This window comes from Amycolatopsis sp. ATCC 39116 (assembly GCF_000231075.2).
GTDB lineage: Bacteria > Actinomycetota > Actinomycetes > Mycobacteriales > Pseudonocardiaceae > Amycolatopsis_E > Amycolatopsis_E tucumanensis.
Genome location: NZ_AFWY03000089.1, coordinates 1 through 16,452, shown reverse-complemented (window position 1 = coordinate 16,452; position 16,452 = coordinate 1). Strand labels below are relative to the sequence as shown.

Annotated in this window: 17 protein-coding genes; 7 read left to right on the top strand and 10 right to left on the bottom strand. The window is 73.0% G+C overall.

Annotated features, from left to right (window positions below; all coding sequences use genetic code 11):
• Nucleotides 1-217: 217 nt before the first annotated feature.
• Nucleotides 218-1,402, bottom strand: coding sequence for a dephospho-CoA kinase (coaE, locus tag AMY39116_RS0340690; RefSeq protein WP_027936672.1), 1,185 nt, complete (start codon nucleotides 1,400-1,402; stop codon nucleotides 218-220).
• 156 nt (nucleotides 1,403-1,558) lie between these two features.
• Here coaE and AMY39116_RS0340685 point away from each other — a divergent pair, with 156 nt between their 5' ends.
• Complete coding sequence (locus AMY39116_RS0340685) at nucleotides 1,559-1,771, top strand: hypothetical protein (protein WP_017981917.1); 213 nt, start codon at nucleotides 1,559-1,561, stop codon at nucleotides 1,769-1,771.
• Between the two features lie 55 nt (nucleotides 1,772-1,826).
• Here the strand turns inward: AMY39116_RS0340685 and AMY39116_RS0340680 are convergent, their stop codons facing one another.
• The 8 genes from AMY39116_RS0340680 to AMY39116_RS0340650 all read right to left on the bottom strand — a co-directional run bounded on the left by AMY39116_RS0340680 (nucleotide 1,827) and on the right by AMY39116_RS0340650 (nucleotide 10,251).
• Entirely contained in the window at nucleotides 1,827-2,945 is a 1,119-nt protein-coding gene (locus AMY39116_RS0340680) for a S1 family peptidase (RefSeq protein ID WP_020423334.1), read from the bottom strand.
• Nucleotides 2,946-3,064: 119 nt separating this feature from the next.
• Nucleotides 3,065-3,397: a hypothetical protein gene (locus AMY39116_RS0340675; RefSeq protein ID WP_020423333.1), complete on the bottom strand. Its 333-nt coding sequence runs from the start codon at nucleotides 3,395-3,397 to the stop codon at nucleotides 3,065-3,067.
• A gap of 1 nt (nucleotide 3,398) precedes the next feature.
• Nucleotides 3,399-4,619, bottom strand: coding sequence for an LCP family protein (locus AMY39116_RS0340670; RefSeq protein ID WP_020423332.1), 1,221 nt, complete (start codon nucleotides 4,617-4,619; stop codon nucleotides 3,399-3,401).
• A gap of 292 nt (nucleotides 4,620-4,911) precedes the next feature.
• Nucleotides 4,912-5,082 (bottom strand): hypothetical protein, encoded by a 171-nt coding sequence (locus tag AMY39116_RS46485; protein ID WP_157358865.1) that lies wholly within the window; start codon nucleotides 5,080-5,082, stop codon nucleotides 4,912-4,914.
• Between the two features lie 103 nt (nucleotides 5,083-5,185).
• On the bottom strand, nucleotides 5,186-7,504 hold the full coding sequence (locus AMY39116_RS0340665; protein ID WP_020423331.1) for a LuxR C-terminal-related transcriptional regulator: 2,319 nt from the start codon (nucleotides 7,502-7,504) through the stop codon (nucleotides 5,186-5,188).
• 30 nt (nucleotides 7,505-7,534) lie between these two features.
• Nucleotides 7,535-8,557, bottom strand: coding sequence for an alpha/beta fold hydrolase (locus tag AMY39116_RS0340660; RefSeq protein ID WP_020423330.1), 1,023 nt, complete (start codon nucleotides 8,555-8,557; stop codon nucleotides 7,535-7,537).
• A 97-nt stretch (nucleotides 8,558-8,654) separates the two neighbouring features.
• On the bottom strand, nucleotides 8,655-9,500 hold the full coding sequence (locus tag AMY39116_RS0340655) for an SMP-30/gluconolactonase/LRE family protein (RefSeq protein ID WP_020423329.1): 846 nt from the start codon (nucleotides 9,498-9,500) through the stop codon (nucleotides 8,655-8,657).
• Between the two features lie 13 nt (nucleotides 9,501-9,513).
• On the bottom strand, nucleotides 9,514-10,251 hold the full coding sequence (locus AMY39116_RS0340650) for a FadR/GntR family transcriptional regulator (protein WP_020423328.1): 738 nt from the start codon (nucleotides 10,249-10,251) through the stop codon (nucleotides 9,514-9,516).
• A 145-nt stretch (nucleotides 10,252-10,396) separates the two neighbouring features.
• Here AMY39116_RS0340650 and AMY39116_RS0340645 point away from each other — a divergent pair, with 145 nt between their 5' ends.
• The 5 genes from AMY39116_RS0340645 to AMY39116_RS0340625 are packed head-to-tail and all read left to right on the top strand — an operon-like array spanning nucleotide 10,397 to nucleotide 14,835.
• On the top strand, nucleotides 10,397-11,497 hold the full coding sequence (locus AMY39116_RS0340645; RefSeq protein WP_020423327.1) for a substrate-binding domain-containing protein: 1,101 nt from the start codon (nucleotides 10,397-10,399) through the stop codon (nucleotides 11,495-11,497).
• Nucleotides 11,494-12,516 (top strand): ABC transporter permease, encoded by a 1,023-nt coding sequence (locus tag AMY39116_RS0340640; RefSeq protein ID WP_020423326.1) that lies wholly within the window; start codon nucleotides 11,494-11,496, stop codon nucleotides 12,514-12,516. Before AMY39116_RS0340645 ends, AMY39116_RS0340640 begins: the two co-directional genes overlap by 4 nt.
• Nucleotides 12,513-13,262, top strand: coding sequence for an ATP-binding cassette domain-containing protein (locus AMY39116_RS0340635; protein WP_020423325.1), 750 nt, complete (start codon nucleotides 12,513-12,515; stop codon nucleotides 13,260-13,262). Before AMY39116_RS0340640 ends, AMY39116_RS0340635 begins: the two co-directional genes overlap by 4 nt.
• Nucleotides 13,263-13,277: 15 nt before the next feature.
• Nucleotides 13,278-14,447 (top strand): aldose epimerase family protein, encoded by a 1,170-nt coding sequence (locus AMY39116_RS0340630; protein WP_084506227.1) that lies wholly within the window; start codon nucleotides 13,278-13,280, stop codon nucleotides 14,445-14,447.
• A gap of 19 nt (nucleotides 14,448-14,466) precedes the next feature.
• Nucleotides 14,467-14,835, top strand: a complete 369-nt coding sequence (locus tag AMY39116_RS0340625; RefSeq protein WP_020423323.1) for a nuclear transport factor 2 family protein — start codon at nucleotides 14,467-14,469, stop codon at nucleotides 14,833-14,835.
• Nucleotides 14,836-14,935: 100 nt separating this feature from the next.
• Here the strand turns inward: AMY39116_RS0340625 and AMY39116_RS0340620 are convergent, their stop codons facing one another.
• A complete protein-coding gene (locus AMY39116_RS0340620; RefSeq protein WP_020423322.1) occupies nucleotides 14,936-15,691 on the bottom strand; it encodes a methyltransferase domain-containing protein in 756 nt (251 codons plus the stop codon).
• A 79-nt stretch (nucleotides 15,692-15,770) separates the two neighbouring features.
• On the opposite strand from AMY39116_RS0340620, the gene AMY39116_RS0340615 reads away from it, so the two are divergent.
• Nucleotides 15,771-16,355 carry a TetR/AcrR family transcriptional regulator gene (locus tag AMY39116_RS0340615; protein ID WP_027936669.1) on the top strand — a complete coding sequence of 195 codons (585 nt, stop codon included), beginning with the start codon at nucleotides 15,771-15,773 and terminating at the stop codon, nucleotides 16,353-16,355.
• Nucleotides 16,356-16,452 lie beyond the last annotated feature (97 nt).

Here is a 16,452-nt window from a genome sequence, read left to right as displayed (position 1 = left end):
CCGTCACGGCGCAGTGGGGCCGAGGAGGGCCGCCGCGGGGCGGCGCGGCTGGGGACCTTCAGCCGGCCGGGCCAGCCGGGCCGGGCCGGCCCGCCTCCGCCGGGCGGGTGCGGTGAATCAGCGGGGATACCCGCCGCCGGGCTCAGCCGCGGGCGCCTCAGGTGGTCCAGGCGCGCCTCAGGTGGTCCAGGCGCGCCTCAGGCACGCCTGGCGCGCGTCAGGTGGACCAGCCCGTGCGCTCCGCCCACTCCTCGGCTCGTCGGAAGCCCTCGTTCACCCAGCTCTGCTTGGCCTCGGCGTAGGCGTCCACGCTCGCGTCGGTCGCGTGCGCCTCCGCCAGCGCTGCCTTCACCTCGGCGTACGCGTCGCGCTCGTCCGGGTTCGCCCGCAGCCACGCGGCGAACAACAGCGCCAGCCGCCAGGCCGGGGTGGCCGTGCTGCGCACGTGCACGTTGACCGGCCGCGCCGGGTCGGCGCCGTAGTGGAACCGCTTCTCCCAGCGCGAGCCGCCGCCCTGGGGGTCGTCCCACCACTCGCCCTCGGCGCGCAGGAAACCGGCGTCGGACAGGACGTCGGCGAACTCGTCGGCCTGCGCGAGCGTCGAGACGGTCACCTGCAGGTCCAGCACGTCCTTCGCGGGCAGCCCGGGCACTGACGTGGACCCGATGTGGTCCACCCGCAACGCGCGCCCCGCGGTCAGCAGCCGCAACCGGGCCAGCGCCCGGGCGGCCTGCGCCGGCCACGTCCCGTCGTAGGGCACCACCTTCGGCGGCATCGGCGGGCGCGGGCGGCGCAACCGGACGTTCTCCTCGAACGGCACCAGCCGCTCGCGCCACAACCGGTCCACCTCGGACAGCACGTCCTCCGCCGCGCCCGAGTTGTCCAGCCACACGTCGGCCACCGCGCGCCGCTGCTCGTCGCTGGCCTGCGCCTTGATCCGGGCGCGGGCGTCCGCCTCGGACATCCCGCGCAGCTCGGTCAGCCGCCGCACCCGCGTCTCCTCGGGGGCGTCCACGATCACCACGAGGTGGTAGTTCGGCGCGTACCCGCCCTCGACCAGCAGCGGCACGTCGTGCAGCACGATCCCGTCCGGCGGCACCTCGGCCATCCGCTCGGCGGTGCGGGCCCCGATCAGGGGGTGCAGGATCCCGTTCAGCCGACGGCGCGAGTCCTCGTCCGCGAACGCCTTCGCCGCCAGCGCGGGGCGGTTCAGCCGGCCGTCCGCGCCCAGGACGTCCGCGCCGAAGGCCTCCACGACCTTCGCCAGCCCCTCGGTGCCCGGTTCCACGACCTCGCGGGCGATCGCGTCGGCGTCCACGTGCACGGCGCCGTGCTCCACGAGTCGCGCCGCGACAGTCGACTTCCCCGCACCGATCCCACCGGACAACCCCACCCGCAGCATGGTTCGCATTAGACCAGACGCCACGATCGGGTGTTCTTTACTCCCTGATCGGTCTGTGACCGGAACGAGATCGGTGACACGCCGCCGCGCTACTACGCTTCGGGCCTCTCGTTGCGTACGGTGCGCGGCGGGAAAGGTCGCCCGCACGGAGGAACGATGACGCAGAGCAAGCACACCGGAAGGCACCGGCTCGGCACGCCGGGTCTGGTGCACTGCGTCATGCACCGCCCCGTGGCGCTGGCGCTGGAGGAGTACCGGCGCACCTGGCTGACCGCGCTGCTGATCCCCGCCAAGCACAGCCTCGCCGGCCTGAAGCGCCGGGCACGCGCCGCCGCGCTCGAGCGTGCCTGGGCGCCGGCCACCACCTGAGCACGGACACCACACAGCCCCCGCCCGGCCGGACGGGGGCTGCGGGTCGTGCCGGTCAGCCGGTGACGAGCGTGAGCCCGTAGGCGGACAGGATCTCGTTGACGGGCTGGAAGTAGGTCGTCCCGCCGCTGCTGCAGTTGCCGGACCCGCCGGAGGTCACGCCCTGCGCCTGGCTGCCGCTGACCCACGAACCGCCCGAGTCGCCCGGCTCCGCGCACGCGGTGGTCCTGGTCAGGCCGGAGACGGAACCCTCGGCGTAGTTGACGGTCTGGTTGGTGGCCTGGATGGTGCCGCAGTGCCAGCCGGTGGTGGAACCGGAGCGGCACACCGACGAGCCGACCGGGGCCGCGGTGTGCCCGGTGACCGTCACGTTCCCGTTGCCGTAACCGTCCACGACGGGCGTGGGCGTCCAGGACGAGGTGGTGCGGACGTAGCTGTAGTCGTTGCCGGGGAACGAAGAACCCTGGAACGTGCCCATCGCCGAGCCGTCCGGCGCGCTCACCGAGTCGCCCGCGCTGCCGCAGTGGCCTGCCGACACGAACCCGCCCCGCACCGAGAAACCGATGGAGCAGCGGGCGGATCCGTTGATGTAGTAGGCGTCGCCGCCGACGATGTTCCCGGCGAACAGCCGCGGCACGTCGGTGGTCTCCTCGACCTGGACGGGACCGGCGGCGCGGGCCCGGTCGAGGAAGCCCTGCACCTCGGCGCCCTGCGCGCCGCGCACGACGGTCACCACCACGCGGTTGGCCCGCTCGTCGACGTACCAGCCGGTGACCTCGCGCGGGGCGGTGAGGGTGTCGAGGCTCGCCTTGGCCGCGTCCAGCGCCGACTCGGTGTGGGCGACCAGCGCGGTGTCGGCGCCGGTGGCCTCGACGGCCTCGGCGCGGGCGGCATCGGTGATGCCGACGACCAGCTTGCCGGACGCGGCGTCGTACCAGGCGCCGCCGAACGCCGGACCGGCCGCGGCCTCCGCGGCGGGGGCGACGTTCGCGGCCGCGGCCTCCTGGGCGAGGCGCGCGCCGGCCTGCTCGGCGGTGAGCCCGAGGTCCCGCTGCACCGCGCCGAGGAGCGGCGAGGCGGGCGCGGCTCCGGCGGAGTTCACCGTGGCGGCGAGAACCGAGCCGACGGCCAGCGCGGTGAGGCCGATCGTCCGGACGAGGGGTGGTCGCTTCATGGGTGCCTTCCTTCGCTGCCGATGGGGACACGCGCAGTCTGCTGCGGGTCACGACAACTTCACACCCGCCGGAAGTAGGGTTGGAGAATGTCTCACCCGGCCGGCCCCGTCCGTCCGGACTATTCGGAGTAGCGCTCCGCGAGGTCGCGCAGCCCGCGCGCGGCGCGTTCCGCGTCCGCCGTGGACACCGGCGCGCCCGGTGCCCGGCCGAGGAGTTCGACCTGGTCGGCGAGCCGCAGGTGCTCCCGCCGGGCGTGCTCGCGGCAGGCCAGGCAGGTGACGCTTTCCGGGCGCGTGGAGGTCATCGCGTAGGACACGCGGGCGCCGCACCCGGTGGTGACTTCCACCGGCGCGTCGGCGACGAGGCCGAACGTCGACGCGACCAGGCCGCGGACCGCGGAACCGGCGTGCGCGACGCCCCGCTCGACGTGAATGTGCGGGTCGCCCGTCACCTCAGTTCACGCAGCCCGACAGATCCGTGCTGGCGGTTTCCGGCGCGACCGTGGACGGGGTGGTCGTGGTGGCGCCTGCCGTTTCCGCGGCCTGCTTCGCCGCGGTCGTCGGCGTCGTGGAGGTGCTGCCGTCCCGCGTGACGGACGCCGGGCCGCCCAGCAGGGCGGTGATGAAGTCGCGCACCTGCACCGGGTCGACCTTCACCGCGTCGCCGTCGTAGGGGGTCTGCAGGCTCAGGCTCTGCACCGGGATGGTGGCGAACGTGATCGACCCCGAGGTCAGGTTGTGCATCTGCTCGGCGAAGGTCAGCACGTCCCAGCCCTGGTCGATGACCACCGACTGCTGCACCGCGCCGATCAGCCCGGACAGCTTGACCGGGTTGGTGAGCGTCCCGGCGCCGAGCACCACCTGGGCCATCCCGGACAGGAACGCCTGCTGACGCGCGATGCGGTCCAGGTCGCCGCTGGGGAGCCCGTGCCGCTGCCGGACGAACGCCAGCGCCTGCGCCCCGGACAGGGTCTGCTCCCCCGCCGGGAAGTTCGCCCCCGAGTAGCTGTCGTGCACCGCCTGCTTCAGGCACACCGGCACGCCGCCGACGGCGTTGCTCAGCGTGTAGAACCCGGCCAGGTTGACCGCCGCGTAGTGGTTGATCGTCAGTCCGGTGAAGTCCTCGACCGTTTCGATCGCGGTCCTGGCGCCGGCCGCCGACGCCGCGCGCTCCAGCGCCGCTCCGGTCAGGCCCTGCTCGCGCAACGTGTCCAGCGCCGCCTGCTTGCCGTAGGTGTACGCGGAGTTGATCTTGTGCTTGCCGTAGCCGCCCGCGATCTGGACGTAGGAGTCGCGCGGGATCGAGATCGCCGACGCGGAACCGCCGCCCGCCGGGATGTGCACCACGATCATCGTGTCGGTGGTGTCGCCGCCGTCCGATGCGTCCCCGGCGTGCAGCTGGTCGAGCACCTCCTGCGGCAGCGGGTTGCCCTGCACGTCGGTGCGCGAGTCGAGGCCGACCAGCAGGATGTTCTGGTCCACCGACAGGCTCGCCCGCCCGGACGGGACCTGCGCGGACGGCGCGATCACGTCGGCGGTGGCCAGCCCGGTGTCCAGGCGGGACAGCTGGGTCCAGGCGAACCCGGTGCCGCCGAGCACGAGCAGCGACGCCAGCCCGACGGCCGTGTACGCGACCGGGCGCCAGCGGTGACCGCGCGCGGGCGCGGCAGTCACTCCCCGTTTGCGCAGCACCCCGGTTCCCCCTCGAAGATCACTCGATCCAGCTAACACCAGGATCCACGAGAAATCTGACAGTTTGCTGTGAAATCCGGGCCGCGGCCGGTGAACTTCTTGTCACGCGAAGAACCGCCCCGGGGAGCGGGGCGGTTCTCCGTGTTCGGTTGGAGTGAGCGCGGCGGGGTGCCGGAGTTCGCGGGCAGGCTGGGCACGACCCGCCGCGCTCGACCGGCCGGCACGCGAGGGGGAGGGCGGCGCCGGACGGCTGGACTTGTGGACCGGACCGGGGTCAGGAAGCCGTCGAGGTGGTCCCGGCCGAACGGGCGAGCGCCCAGGACGGTGGACCGCACTGCGGCCGCCACGTGCCCAGGTGCACCCACTGCCGTCCCCAGCTGTACCCGGCGAGCACCACTTGGCGGTGGCACCGCGAGCAGGGCTGCGGCGGCGAATCGACCTTCATGACCACCCCTCCGGTGTTCTCGGCTCCGGTCGCGAATACCCGAGTGCCTGGGCAGCGGGGCCGGGGAACCGGGAGTCCTACGCATCTGGGTACGTAGAACGGGCTACGTATCGTCCTCCGGTGCGGCGCGCTGCTCGGCCAGCCACGCGGCGATCTGCGCGCGCGAGGTGAAGCCGAGCTTGGTCAGGATGTTCTCCACGTGGGTCTCCGCGGTGCGCTGCGCGATGACCAGCCTGCCCGCGATCTGCTTGTTGCTCAAGCCGTCGGCGACCAGCTCGGCGATCTCGCGCTCGCGCCGGGTCAGCCCGCCCGGGCTGCTCTGCCTGCTCCGGCGCGGCGCGCGCGGCCCGCCCGGCTTCTCCGCCAGCGCGTACGCGATCGCCTCGTCGACGTCGAACCCCCTGGTCGCGGCGAACGCGCGGGTGTAGCCGTCGTCGCCGAGCGCCTCGCGGGCCTGTGCTTCGCACTCCTCGTCGAACTGCCGGTACGGACCGGTCTCGGCGACGCCGGCGCCGCTGATCCGCCACACCGCGCTGGACGCGCCGAGCAGCCCGGCCGCGCGCTCGTGCTCCCCCGCCGCGCCCGCGCACCAGGCCAGCGCGGTCAGCGTGAAGGCCAGCTGGGTGCGGTCGGGCTGCCGCATCGCGATGGCCTCGAGCAGCAGGGCCGAGGCGCGGCGGTGGTCGCCCCGCCGCCAGGTGTTGATCGCCACCGCCCACAGCGCGTACGCCCGGGACCAGTCGGCCTGGTGTTCCTCGCACTGCGCGAGCGCCGCCTCGGCCACCGCGAGGCCCTCGGGGTCGTCGAGGAAGAACAGCGCCGCGGCCAGCAGGATCCGCGTGTTGCACGCCTGCATCTCGTCGCCGGTGCGCAGGAACCCGTCAAGTGCTTGCTCCATCAGCTCGCGGCCGCGGTCGAGCCTGCCGAGGAACATGGAGCCCATGCCGGCGCACTGGGCCCAGCCCGCACGCAGGTAGTCGTCGTCCAGCGCCTCGGCCAGCTCACGCAGCTCGGCGAGCATCGCGCGGGCCGGTTCCTCGTCGCCGATCTGCGCCGCCACGAACGCGGCGCCCTGCAGGGCACGGGCGTGGGCCGGGGTGTCGCGGGCGACCTCCTGGGCCAGCGACGCCCGCAGCCAGCGGTAGCCCTCACGGACGTAGCCGCCGGCGAACCAGTAGTCCCACAGCGGCCCGGTGATCTCGGCCGCGCGGCAGGCGCCTTCCGGGCCGCCGGCGAGGCAGTGCTCCAGGGCGACGCGGATGTTGGGCTGCTCGCGCCGCATCCGGCCGACCCAGTCCAGCTGGTGCGGGCCGAAGCTCTCCGCGCGGTAGCGGCGGGCCAGGCGGGCGCAGTGCTCGACCTGGCGGCCCCGCACGGCGTTCGAGCGGCCGGAGCGCACGAGCTGGACGTGCCCGTACTCGCGGACGGTCTCCAGCATCCCGTACCACGCCGCCCGCCCGAAGGTGCCGTCCCGGCGGACCAGGATGGACTTGTCCACCATGGCGGCGATCAGGTCGAGCACCTCGTCCTGGCCGATCCCGACCGCGGCGCACACCGCCTCGGCGGCCTCCAGGTCGAACCCGCCGGCGAACACCGACACCGCCGACCACACGGCCTGCTCGGCGCGGCTGCACAGGTCGTAGCTCCACGCGATCGCCGCCTCCAGCGTCTGCTGGCGGTCCGGCGCGGTGCGGCTGCCGTCGGTGAGCAGCCGGAACCGGTCGTCCAGGCGCTGCAGCAGCTGGTCGACCGAGAGCACGCGCAGCCGGACCGCGGCCAGTTCCAGCGCGAGCGGGATGCCGTCCAGGCGGCGGCAGATGCGGACGACGGTGTCGCGGTTGGACGCGTCGACGGTGAACCCGGGCACCACCGCGGCGGCCCGCTCGGCGAACAACGTCACCGCCTCGACCGCGGGCTCCCCTTCCGAGGGCACCGGCAGCGGTGGCACGACGAGGACCTGTTCGCCGTCGGCGCGCAGCAGCTGGCGGCTGGTGGCCAGGACCCGCACCGACGAGGTGGCCGACAGCAGCTTGGCGACCAGCACCGCGCACGCGTCCAGCACGTGCTCGCAGTTGTCCAGCACCAGCAGCACGCGCTGGTCCTCGAGGTACTCGGCGAGCCCGCCCACCTGGGCGCCGGCCTCGTCGGTCAGGCCGAGCGTGGTGGCGATCGTGTGGGCCAGCAAGGCGGGATCACGCAGCTCGGCCAGCGGCACGAACCACACGCCGTCGGGGAAGGCCCGGCGCACGTCGGCGGCCGCGCGCAGGGCCAGCCGGGTCTTGCCGACGCCGCCGACCCCGGTCAGCGTGACCAGCCTGGCCGAGGCCAGGAGGCGGCGGGTTTCGGCGAGCTCGCGGCGCCGCCCGACGAAGCTGGTGAGCTCGCTGGGCAGGTTGCCGGCGCCGCGCGAAGCGTCGGGCATGCCACGATTCTAGGCCGGGTCCGCTGCTGATCAGGCGGTTCGACGACGGCTCTGCCGCCGCAGCAGGGCCACCAGGTGCGCGTTGACCAGCTCCGGGTGCTCCAGCGGGAAGGCGTGCCCGGCGTCGGGCAGGACCACCAGGTCCGCGCCGGGCACCGCGCGCGCGATCGCCTCGCTGTTCTCCGGCGGCGTGACCACGTCGTGCGAGCCGGCCAGGACGAGGCAGTCGACCCGGTTCAGCGCGGCCAGCGCGGCGGTCTTGTCGTGCACCCGGAACTGCGGGAAGAAGTCGGCCAGCACGTCCAGCGGCGTCTGCCCGATCTGCTCGACCAGGAACTCGGCGACGTGCGGCGGGACGTCGGAGGCGAACGCGTGCCGGGGCACGACCGCGCCGGTCAGCTCGCGCACCGGGCCGGCCAGGACGCTGGCCCGCTGCAGCAGCGCCAGCGCCCACGGGGTGACCCAGTGCAGCGCGCGCATGCCGTGGCGGGGCAGGCCGAGATCGCCGAACACCGGCTCCGCGCTGGTGGCGAGCAGCGCGGCGGCGGCGACGCGGGTGCCGAACAGGTCCGGCTCCTGCTCGGCCAGCGCCATGATCGTCATGCCGCCCATCGAGTGCCCGGCGAGGACCACCGGCCCGGAGGGCGTGGTCTGGTCGAGCACCGCGCGCAGGTCGCGGCCGAGCTGGTCGACGGTCGCGTGCGCGGCCGCGCCGCGCTGGGAGCGGCCGTGCCCGCGCTGGTCCCAGGTCACGACGCGGGCGTGGCGAGCGAGCTCGGGGATCTGGAAGCACCAGCTGGCGCCGGACAGGGCGTAGCCGTGGCACAGCACGACGGTCACCGGCGCGTTCGGGTCGCCGAAGACCTCGGCGTGCAGTTCGACGCCGTCGTCGGCGGTGACGGTCCGGGACCGGCCGCGGCCGCTGGTGACCGGGGTGGCCGGCCCGGTGCGGGACGTCGGGCCGATCAGGCCGCCGGTCGCGGCGCGCAGCGCGGTCCTGGTCAGCACGAGCCCGGCCGCCAGGCCCAGCTCCACCGCCTTGACCGCTCGCATCGTCACTCCTCCGGGTGCGCAAACCACGACAGAGTGACCCTCCCTGGTCGCGCCCAAACCCGGGCACCGGGAAAGTACGTATTCCGGTACGGAGTCCTCAGCAGCCGGAATAGCGGTGGGCGGGCAGGCCGCGGACGCCGGGCCGGAGGCGGAACAGGGCCCCGGCTTCGGGCTGCGTGCCCTCCTCGACGCCCTGTCGCGACGTGGTGACGTACAGCTCGGCCAGGTCCGGCCCGCCGAACGCGCACGCGGTGACCTGCGTGACCGGGAACTCGGCGCGCGCGACCTGCTCGCCGGCCGGGGTGTAGCAGTGCACGGCGCCGCCGCCCCACAGCGCGACCCAGATGTTGCCCTCCGCGTCGACGGTGAGGCCGTCCGGCGAGCCGATCCCGTCCGGGATCGTCACCACGGGGCGGCGGTGGGTGAGCCCGGCCGCGGCGGTGTAGTCGAAGGCGTCGATCCGGCCGGTGGGCGTGTCGACGTAGTAGGCCGTGCCGCCGTCCGGGCTCCAGGCGAGGCCGTTGGAGATCGTGACGCCGGTGAGCACCGTGGTGACGGCGCCGTCCGGGTCGAGCCGGTACAGGGCGCCCGCGCCCGGGGTCTCGTCGTAGGCCATCGAGCCGCAGTAGAACCGGCCGTCCGGATCGCACCCGCCGTCGTTCATCCGCACCCCGGCACCGGTCCACACCTCCCCCAGCGGCCGCACCTCGGTGAGCGCGGCGTCGGCGAGGGCGAACCCGCGCTCCAGCGCCAGCACGACCCCGCCGGCGGCGCCCGGCCGCAGCGCCGCCGCGACCGAGCCGACGTGGTGGCGGCGGACCTCGTCGCCGTCGAGTTCGAGCACGTCCCCGGCGAGCATGTCCACCCAGCGCACGCCCGGCCACTCCGGCGCCCACACCGGGCCTTCACCGTGCGCGGCAACCGGTTCCGTCACCTGGTCCACTGTGGACACCACGTCAGTCCCCCTCGGTCGTCATCCGCCGCACCGCGTCGGTGGTGGTCTCGATCAGCTTCCGCATCGCCCGCGCGGCCGCGGCCGGGCGGCGGGCGCGGACCGCCACGAGCACCGCCTGGTGCAGCGGCAGCGTCGCGGCCACCCCGCCGGGCGCGTGCGAGCTGGCCGCCAGGCCGTGGTGCAGGCTCGCCTCCAGCAGCCGGCCCAGCTGCTCGACGAGCTGGTTGCCGCTCGCGCGCAGCAGGGTCAGGTGGAAGGCCAGATCGGCCTCGACGAACGCGGCCGAGTCGGCGTCGACCCGGCCCGCCTCCTCCGCCATCCGGGCGCAAGCACTTTCCAGCACGGCGAGCTGCTCGTCCGTCGCGCGCTCGGCGGCCAGCTGCGCGGCGCCGGGCTCGACCATCAGCCGCAGCTCGAGCAGGTCGCGCAGGAAGGCCGCGTCGGAGAGCTGGCCGTGCCAGCTGATCACCTCGCGGTCCATCAGGTTCCACTGCTCGCGCGGCAGCACCCGGGTGCCGAGGCGGGGCCGCGGCTCGACCAGCCCCTTGGCGGCCAGCGCCTTGACCGCCTCGCGCACGCCGCCGCGGCTGACGTTCAGCTGGGCCGCCAGGTCGGCCTCGTTGGGCAGCTGGCTACCGTGGGCGAGCTCGCCGGACACGATGCGCCGCCCCAGCCACTCCACGACCTGGCCGTGGAGGGTGCGGTGCCGCCCGAGCGGCCCGCTCTGACTCCTGCTCACGGAGTAATCCTCAAATCATTGATCCATAAAGTCAATGTGCCCAACACACGACAGGGGTTGACTGTATCGACGAATCATCTAATCATTCATGCAGGTTCTTGGTTCGATATCCCAGCTCCCCGACGACGTGGATGGGTGGTCCCCCATGACCGACGACCAGATCAGCCTCACCTCCCGGCGGAGCGCCCTGAAGTACCTGGGGGCTGGCGGCGGAGCCGTGGCCGCCTCGGCCCTGCTGGCCGCCTGCCAAGGCGTTCGCGACAGCCCGGAATCGGGCGGTGGCGGCGCGTTCCCGGACACCCCGGACTGGCGCTTCGTCTTCGTCAACCATGTCACGACCAACTCGTTCTTCGTGCCGACCCGGACCGGGATGGCCGACGCGGCCCGGCTGGTCGGCATTCCCGAGCCACAGTGGACCGGCTCCGCCGACGGCAACGTGTCCGAGATGGCCAACGCGTTCTCCACGGCGATCAACGGCGGGGTCGACGGCATCGCGATCGCGCTGACCGACGACAACGCGTTCGTCGAGCCCACCAAGCGCGCCTTCGAGCGCGGCATCCCGGTGATCGCCTACAACGCGACCGCCGCGGGCAACCACCCGCTGACCTACGTCGGGCAGGACCTCTACCAGTCCGGTTTCCTGATGGGACAACGGATCGCGCGGGACATCACGTCCGGGCTGATCCTGGTCGGCATCTCCCAGCCCGGCGGCAACAACGTGCAGCCGCGGCTGGACGGCATCACCGACGCGCTGCGGCAGGCCGCCCCGGGCGTGACCGTGCTGCCGATCAACACCGGCGCGGAGCAGGCCGCCGAGCTCAACGCCATCACCGCCGCCTACGACGGGCACCGGGACGCGAAGGGCGTGTACGCGGTCGACGCGGGCAGCACGGCTTCGATCGCGCAGCTGTTCACCAGCCGCGGCCTGCAGGGGCAGGTGCGGGCCGGCGGGTACGACACGCTGACCGACACCCTGCGGGGCGTCCAGTCCGGCGCGCTGGACTTCACCATCGACCAGTCGGCGTACCTGCAGGGCTTCCTGTCCGTGCTCTACCTCTACCTCTACCGCGTGTCGGGCACGCTGGTCACGCCACCGTTCACCGACACCGGGCTCACGTTCGTCACCAGGGACAACGTCGGGCCGTACCTGACCGCGGACAGCAAGTTCGAGGGCGGCGCCAAGGCCGATCTGGTGCCGATGCCGTCCTCCATCCCGCTGCCGCCCGCGACCGGGCAGGCGCGATGACGAAAGCGCTTCCCGACCAGCGCCCGGCCGCGGCCCGCGCGCGTGGCGGCGCCGGGTTCCTGCCCGGCCTGATCCGGGTCAAGGAGCTGAGCATCCTGCTGGTGACGATCGCCGCGGCGATCTACTTCGCCCTCACCAGCGGGCCCGGGTTCACCACGACGGACAACTACCACACCATCGCCCAGTACGTGGCGCCGTGGGCGATCGTCGCCGCGGGCGAGGTGATGGTGCTGATCTGCGGGCAGATCGACCTCTCCGCCGGGTTCGTGTTCACGCTGTCGCCGTTCGTCCTGGTGCTGTTCCACAACAACGGTTTCCCGCTGCTGCTCGCCGTCATCGGGGCGATCGTGGTCAGCGGAGCCATCGGGATGGTGAACGGGCTGATCCACACGGTGTTCGGCCTGTCCTCGTTCATCACCACCCTCGGCATGGCGTTCCTGTTGTGGGGCCTGTCGCTGGTCATCTCCGGCGGCTCCCCGGTGAGCGCGCCCGCGGACGGCTGGGTGATGGACGTCTTCGGCGCGTGGGGCTGGTCGGAGTTCGTGTGGGCGGTCGTGGTCGTGGTGGTCATGCAGGTGGTGCTGTCCACGACCCGGTTCGGCATCGCCACGCAGGCCACCGGCGGCAACCCGGTCGGGGCGGCCGAGGCCGGCATCCGCACGAACCGGATCAAGGTGGTCAACTTCGCGATCGTCGGCGCGCTGGCCGGGCTGGCCGGGATCCTGCAGGGCACCCGGGTGGGCTCCTACGACCCGACCAACGGCGGGTTCAACGTGATGTTCTACGCCGTGGCGGCGGCGGTGATCGGCGGGACCGCGCTGCTCGGCGGGTCCGGCACGGTGGTCGGGGCGTTCCTCGGCGCGCTGCTGCTCGGGCTCGTCTACGACGGGTTCAACCTGACCGGCATCAGCGCCAACGCGTTCTACCTGGTGCTCGGGGTCGCGATCCTGGTCGCGGCGCTGCTCAACGTGTACGTGTCGGTGATGCGCAAACGGCTCGGATCGAGGGGGCGGCCGTGACCGAGGTGATTCGCGCCGAGCACATCGGCAAGCGGTTCGGGCCGGTGCGGGCACTGTCGGACGTCAGCCTGCACGTGTCGGCGGGCGAGGTCCTGGGCCTGATCGGCGACAACGGCGCGGGCAAGTCCACGTTGATCAAGATCCTGACCGGCTTCCACCAGCCGGACAGCGGGCGGCTGCTGTTCGAGGGGCAGCCGGTGCAGCTGAAGTCGGTGACGCACGCCCGGTCGCTGGGGATCGAGACGGTCTTCCAGGACCTGGCGATGGTGAACGACCTGCCGGTGTACCTGAACCTGCACCTCAACAAGGAACTGGTGCACCGGCCGCTGCCGTTCCTGAAGCGGCGGGAGATGAAACGGCGCGCGCGGGAGGCGCTCGACGAGATCGGCATCAGCATCCCGTCGGTGACCGCCGAGGTCGGTCAGCTCTCCGGCGGGCAGCGGCAGGCGATCGCGGTCGCCCGCTCGGTGTTCACCCGCAACACCAAGCTGCTGCTGCTCGACGAGCCGCTCGCCGCGATGGGCGCCAAGGAGGGCGGGCTGATCCTGCGGCTGCTCGCCCAGCTCAAACAACGCGGCGACCTCGCGATCATCCTGATCGCGCACAACTACAGCCAGGTCGTGGACGTGTGCGACCGGGTCAACCTGCTCCAGCACGGCGAGATCACGTTCGACAAACCGTCCCGGGACACCTCGGTGGCCGAGCTGCTCGAGCTCGTGCACGCCGAGTACCGGCTCCAGCAGTGACCGAGGAGTGCCCTCATGCGAAGACTCGTTCCGATCGCGTGCGCCACCATCCTTTCCGCGGCGGTAGGGTTGCCCGCCGTGACCTCCTCCGCCGCCCCGCGGCCCACGGCTCCGGCGATCTCGAAGGAAGCGTTCGGCAGCGTCGGCGGCCAGTCCGTCGAGCGGTACACGCTGACCAGCGGCAACGGGATGCGGGTGCGGATCCTGACCTACGGCGGCACCATCCAGACGCTGGAGGCGCCGGACAAGCGCGGGCGCACCGCGAACATCGTGCTCGGGTTCCCCACCCTGGCCGACTACGTGGCGAAGAACAGCCCGGCCGAAGGCGGCGGACCGTACTTCGGCTCGCTGATCGGCCGCTACGCCAACCGGATCGCCGGCGGCCGGTTCACCCTGGACGGGGTCGAGTACCAGGTGCCGGTCAACAACAACGGCAACAGCCTGCACGGCGGCACCGCCGGGTTCGACGACAAGGTGTGGTCCGCCACCGAGGTGCGTGAGCCGGGCAAGGCCGGGCTGCGGCTGAGCCTGGTCAGCCCCGACGGCGACCAGGGCTACCCCGGCACGCTGACCACGACCGTGACGTACACAGTGGACAGCCGCAACCGGCTCACCGTCGACTACCGCGCCACCACCGACAAGCCGACCGTGGTGAACCTGACCAACCACACGTACTGGAACCTGGCGGGCGAGTCCTCCGGCGACATCTACGACCAGACCCTGCGCATCGACGCCGACCGCTACACCCCCACCGACGCGACCCAGATCCCGACCGGTGAGCTGGCCCCGGTGGCAGGCACCCCGTTCGACTTCCGCCGCCCGGTGCCGATCGGCGCGCGCATCGCCGAGAACGACCCGCAGTTGCTGATCGGCCAGGGCTACGACCACAACTGGGCGCTGAACTCCTCCGGCCGTCTGGCGCCGGCGGCCCGTGCCGCGGACCCGGCGAGCGGCCGCGTCCTCACCGTCTACACCACCGAGCCGGGAATCCAGTTCTACTCGGGCAACTTCCTGACCGGCACGCTCGTCGGCACCGGCGGGAAGGCCTACCGGCAGAGCTACGGCTTCGCGCTGGAGACGCAGCACTTCCCGGATTCGCCCAACCAGCCCGGGTTCCCCAGCACCGTGCTGCGGCCCGGAGAGGTGTACCACACCACGACCGTCTTCGCCCTGAGCACCGAGTGAGCCGGATAGGCTCCGGGGCATGGACGCCCGCGAATTCGCCGAAAACTGGGTCAAGGCCTGGAACGCACACGACCTCGACGCGCTGCTGGCGCACTTCACCGAGGACGTGGTGTTCACCTCACCGGTCGCGGCGCAGCTCACCGGAACCGCGGTGATCCGCGGCAAGGACGCCCTGCGCGCCTACTGGAGCGAAGGCCTGCGCCGCATCCCGGACCTGCGCTTCGAGGTGGTCGGCGTGTACTCCGGTGTGGACACCGTGGTCATCAACTACCGCAACCAGAAGGGCGGGCTCGTCAGCGAGGTGCTGCACTTCGACGGCCCCCTCGTCCGCGAGGGCCACGGCACCTACCTCGGCGACGACACCAACCCCGCCGGCGCGAAGGACTGAAGAAAGTGTTCGTCGACGGCCTGCGTGGCGGTGCGGGTAGCGGAACCTGAGGCGGTGCAAGCTGCTCAGGTGGCGAGGCGGCTCCGCCGCTCAAGACGACCTATGCGCGCACGGCGACCACCGCGAGCGTGGTGAACGTCTTCGTGAAGGCGCCGCCCAGGTCGTCGATCGTCGCGCCGACCGCGGTCAGGATCTCCCGCTGCGCCGCGGCGGGCAGGCGGGTCAGGCCGCCGGTCGTGGGGAGCAGGTCCAGCCACTCCGCGCGGGTGTAGGTGCGTTCCCAGTCGAACCGCAGGTGCTCCGGTTCGGCGAACGCCCCGGTCTTCCGGAACGTCTCGGCGAACCGCTCGAACCCGGCGCGGTACGCCGCCACCGCGTCGCCGGCAGGTTGCCCGGCGAACGGCGAGTCGGGCACCACCCGCCGGAACACCTCGGCGAACGCCTCCGCCACCGCGGGCGGCGGTTCGAAGACGTGCGCGAACACCGCCAGCGGCCCGCCCGGCCGCAGCACCGCCGCCGCCTTCGCCGCGCCCGCCTCCGGCGCCACCCAGTGCCACGCCTGCCCCGCCACCACGGCGTCGAACTCGCGGCCCGCCGGGTCCCAGTCCTCGAAGGTAGCGACCTCGACCTCGATTCCGCCGCGGCGCGCGAACTCCGCCATCCGCGGATCCGGGTCGACCCCGAGCACGCGGCAGCCCGCCGCCCGGAACTGCCGGGCCTCGATGCCGGTGCCGCAGCCGACATCCAGGACCACCGGCCCTGGGCTCGCCGCGACGACGCGCTCGATCAGCGCGTCCGGGTAGGGCGGCCGGGCGCGGTCGTAGCGGCCGGCGTCGATCCCGAACGATTCGGCCATCTCCCTGGCCTGATATGAAGTGGGCATGCGCCCACCTTAGTGGGCAAGCGCCCACAAGGGCAAGGAGGACAATGGCCGCATGCCAACCGGGGTGCACATCCGCGACGCGCGCCAGCAGTTGTTCGACGCCGCCGAGCGCGTTCTGCTCCGCGACGGCGCGGCCGCGCTGACCAGCCGCGCCGTCACCGCCGAAGCGGGCGTCGCCAAGGGCGTGCTGCACCGGCACTTCGCCGACTTCGACGCCTTCCTCGCCGAGCTCGTCCAGGACCGCGTCCGGCGCATCGGCGACCAGAGCGCCATGCTGCGCGCGTCCGCGGGCACCGGCACCGTCACGGGCAACCTCACCGCGGCCCTGACCGAGCTGTTCGACCCGGTCGCCGTCGGCATCGTCGGCCTGGTGGTCTTCCGCGACGAGCTGCGGGCCCGGCTCGGGCGCGGCATCCCGGTCCTCACCGACGCGGCGGCCATGCTCGCCGGTTACCTGACCGAGGAACGCGCCCAGGGCCGCGTCGCCGCCGACGCCGACGTGGACTCGCTCGCGCTCGCCCTGATCGGCGCCGGCCACCTGCTCTTCGCCGACCGCGCGAACCGCCCCGCGGCCGGCGAGGTCGGCCGGGTCGTGGAGACCGTCGTCGCGGACGTCGTGCAGCGCCGCCTGCTCTGATTCACCGGCTCAGCCGCCGCACGGCGATGCTCGCGCCGAGGACGAGCACCAGCACGGTGAAGGACCACCCGCGCTTCGCCTCGGTCCGCTCCTGTGT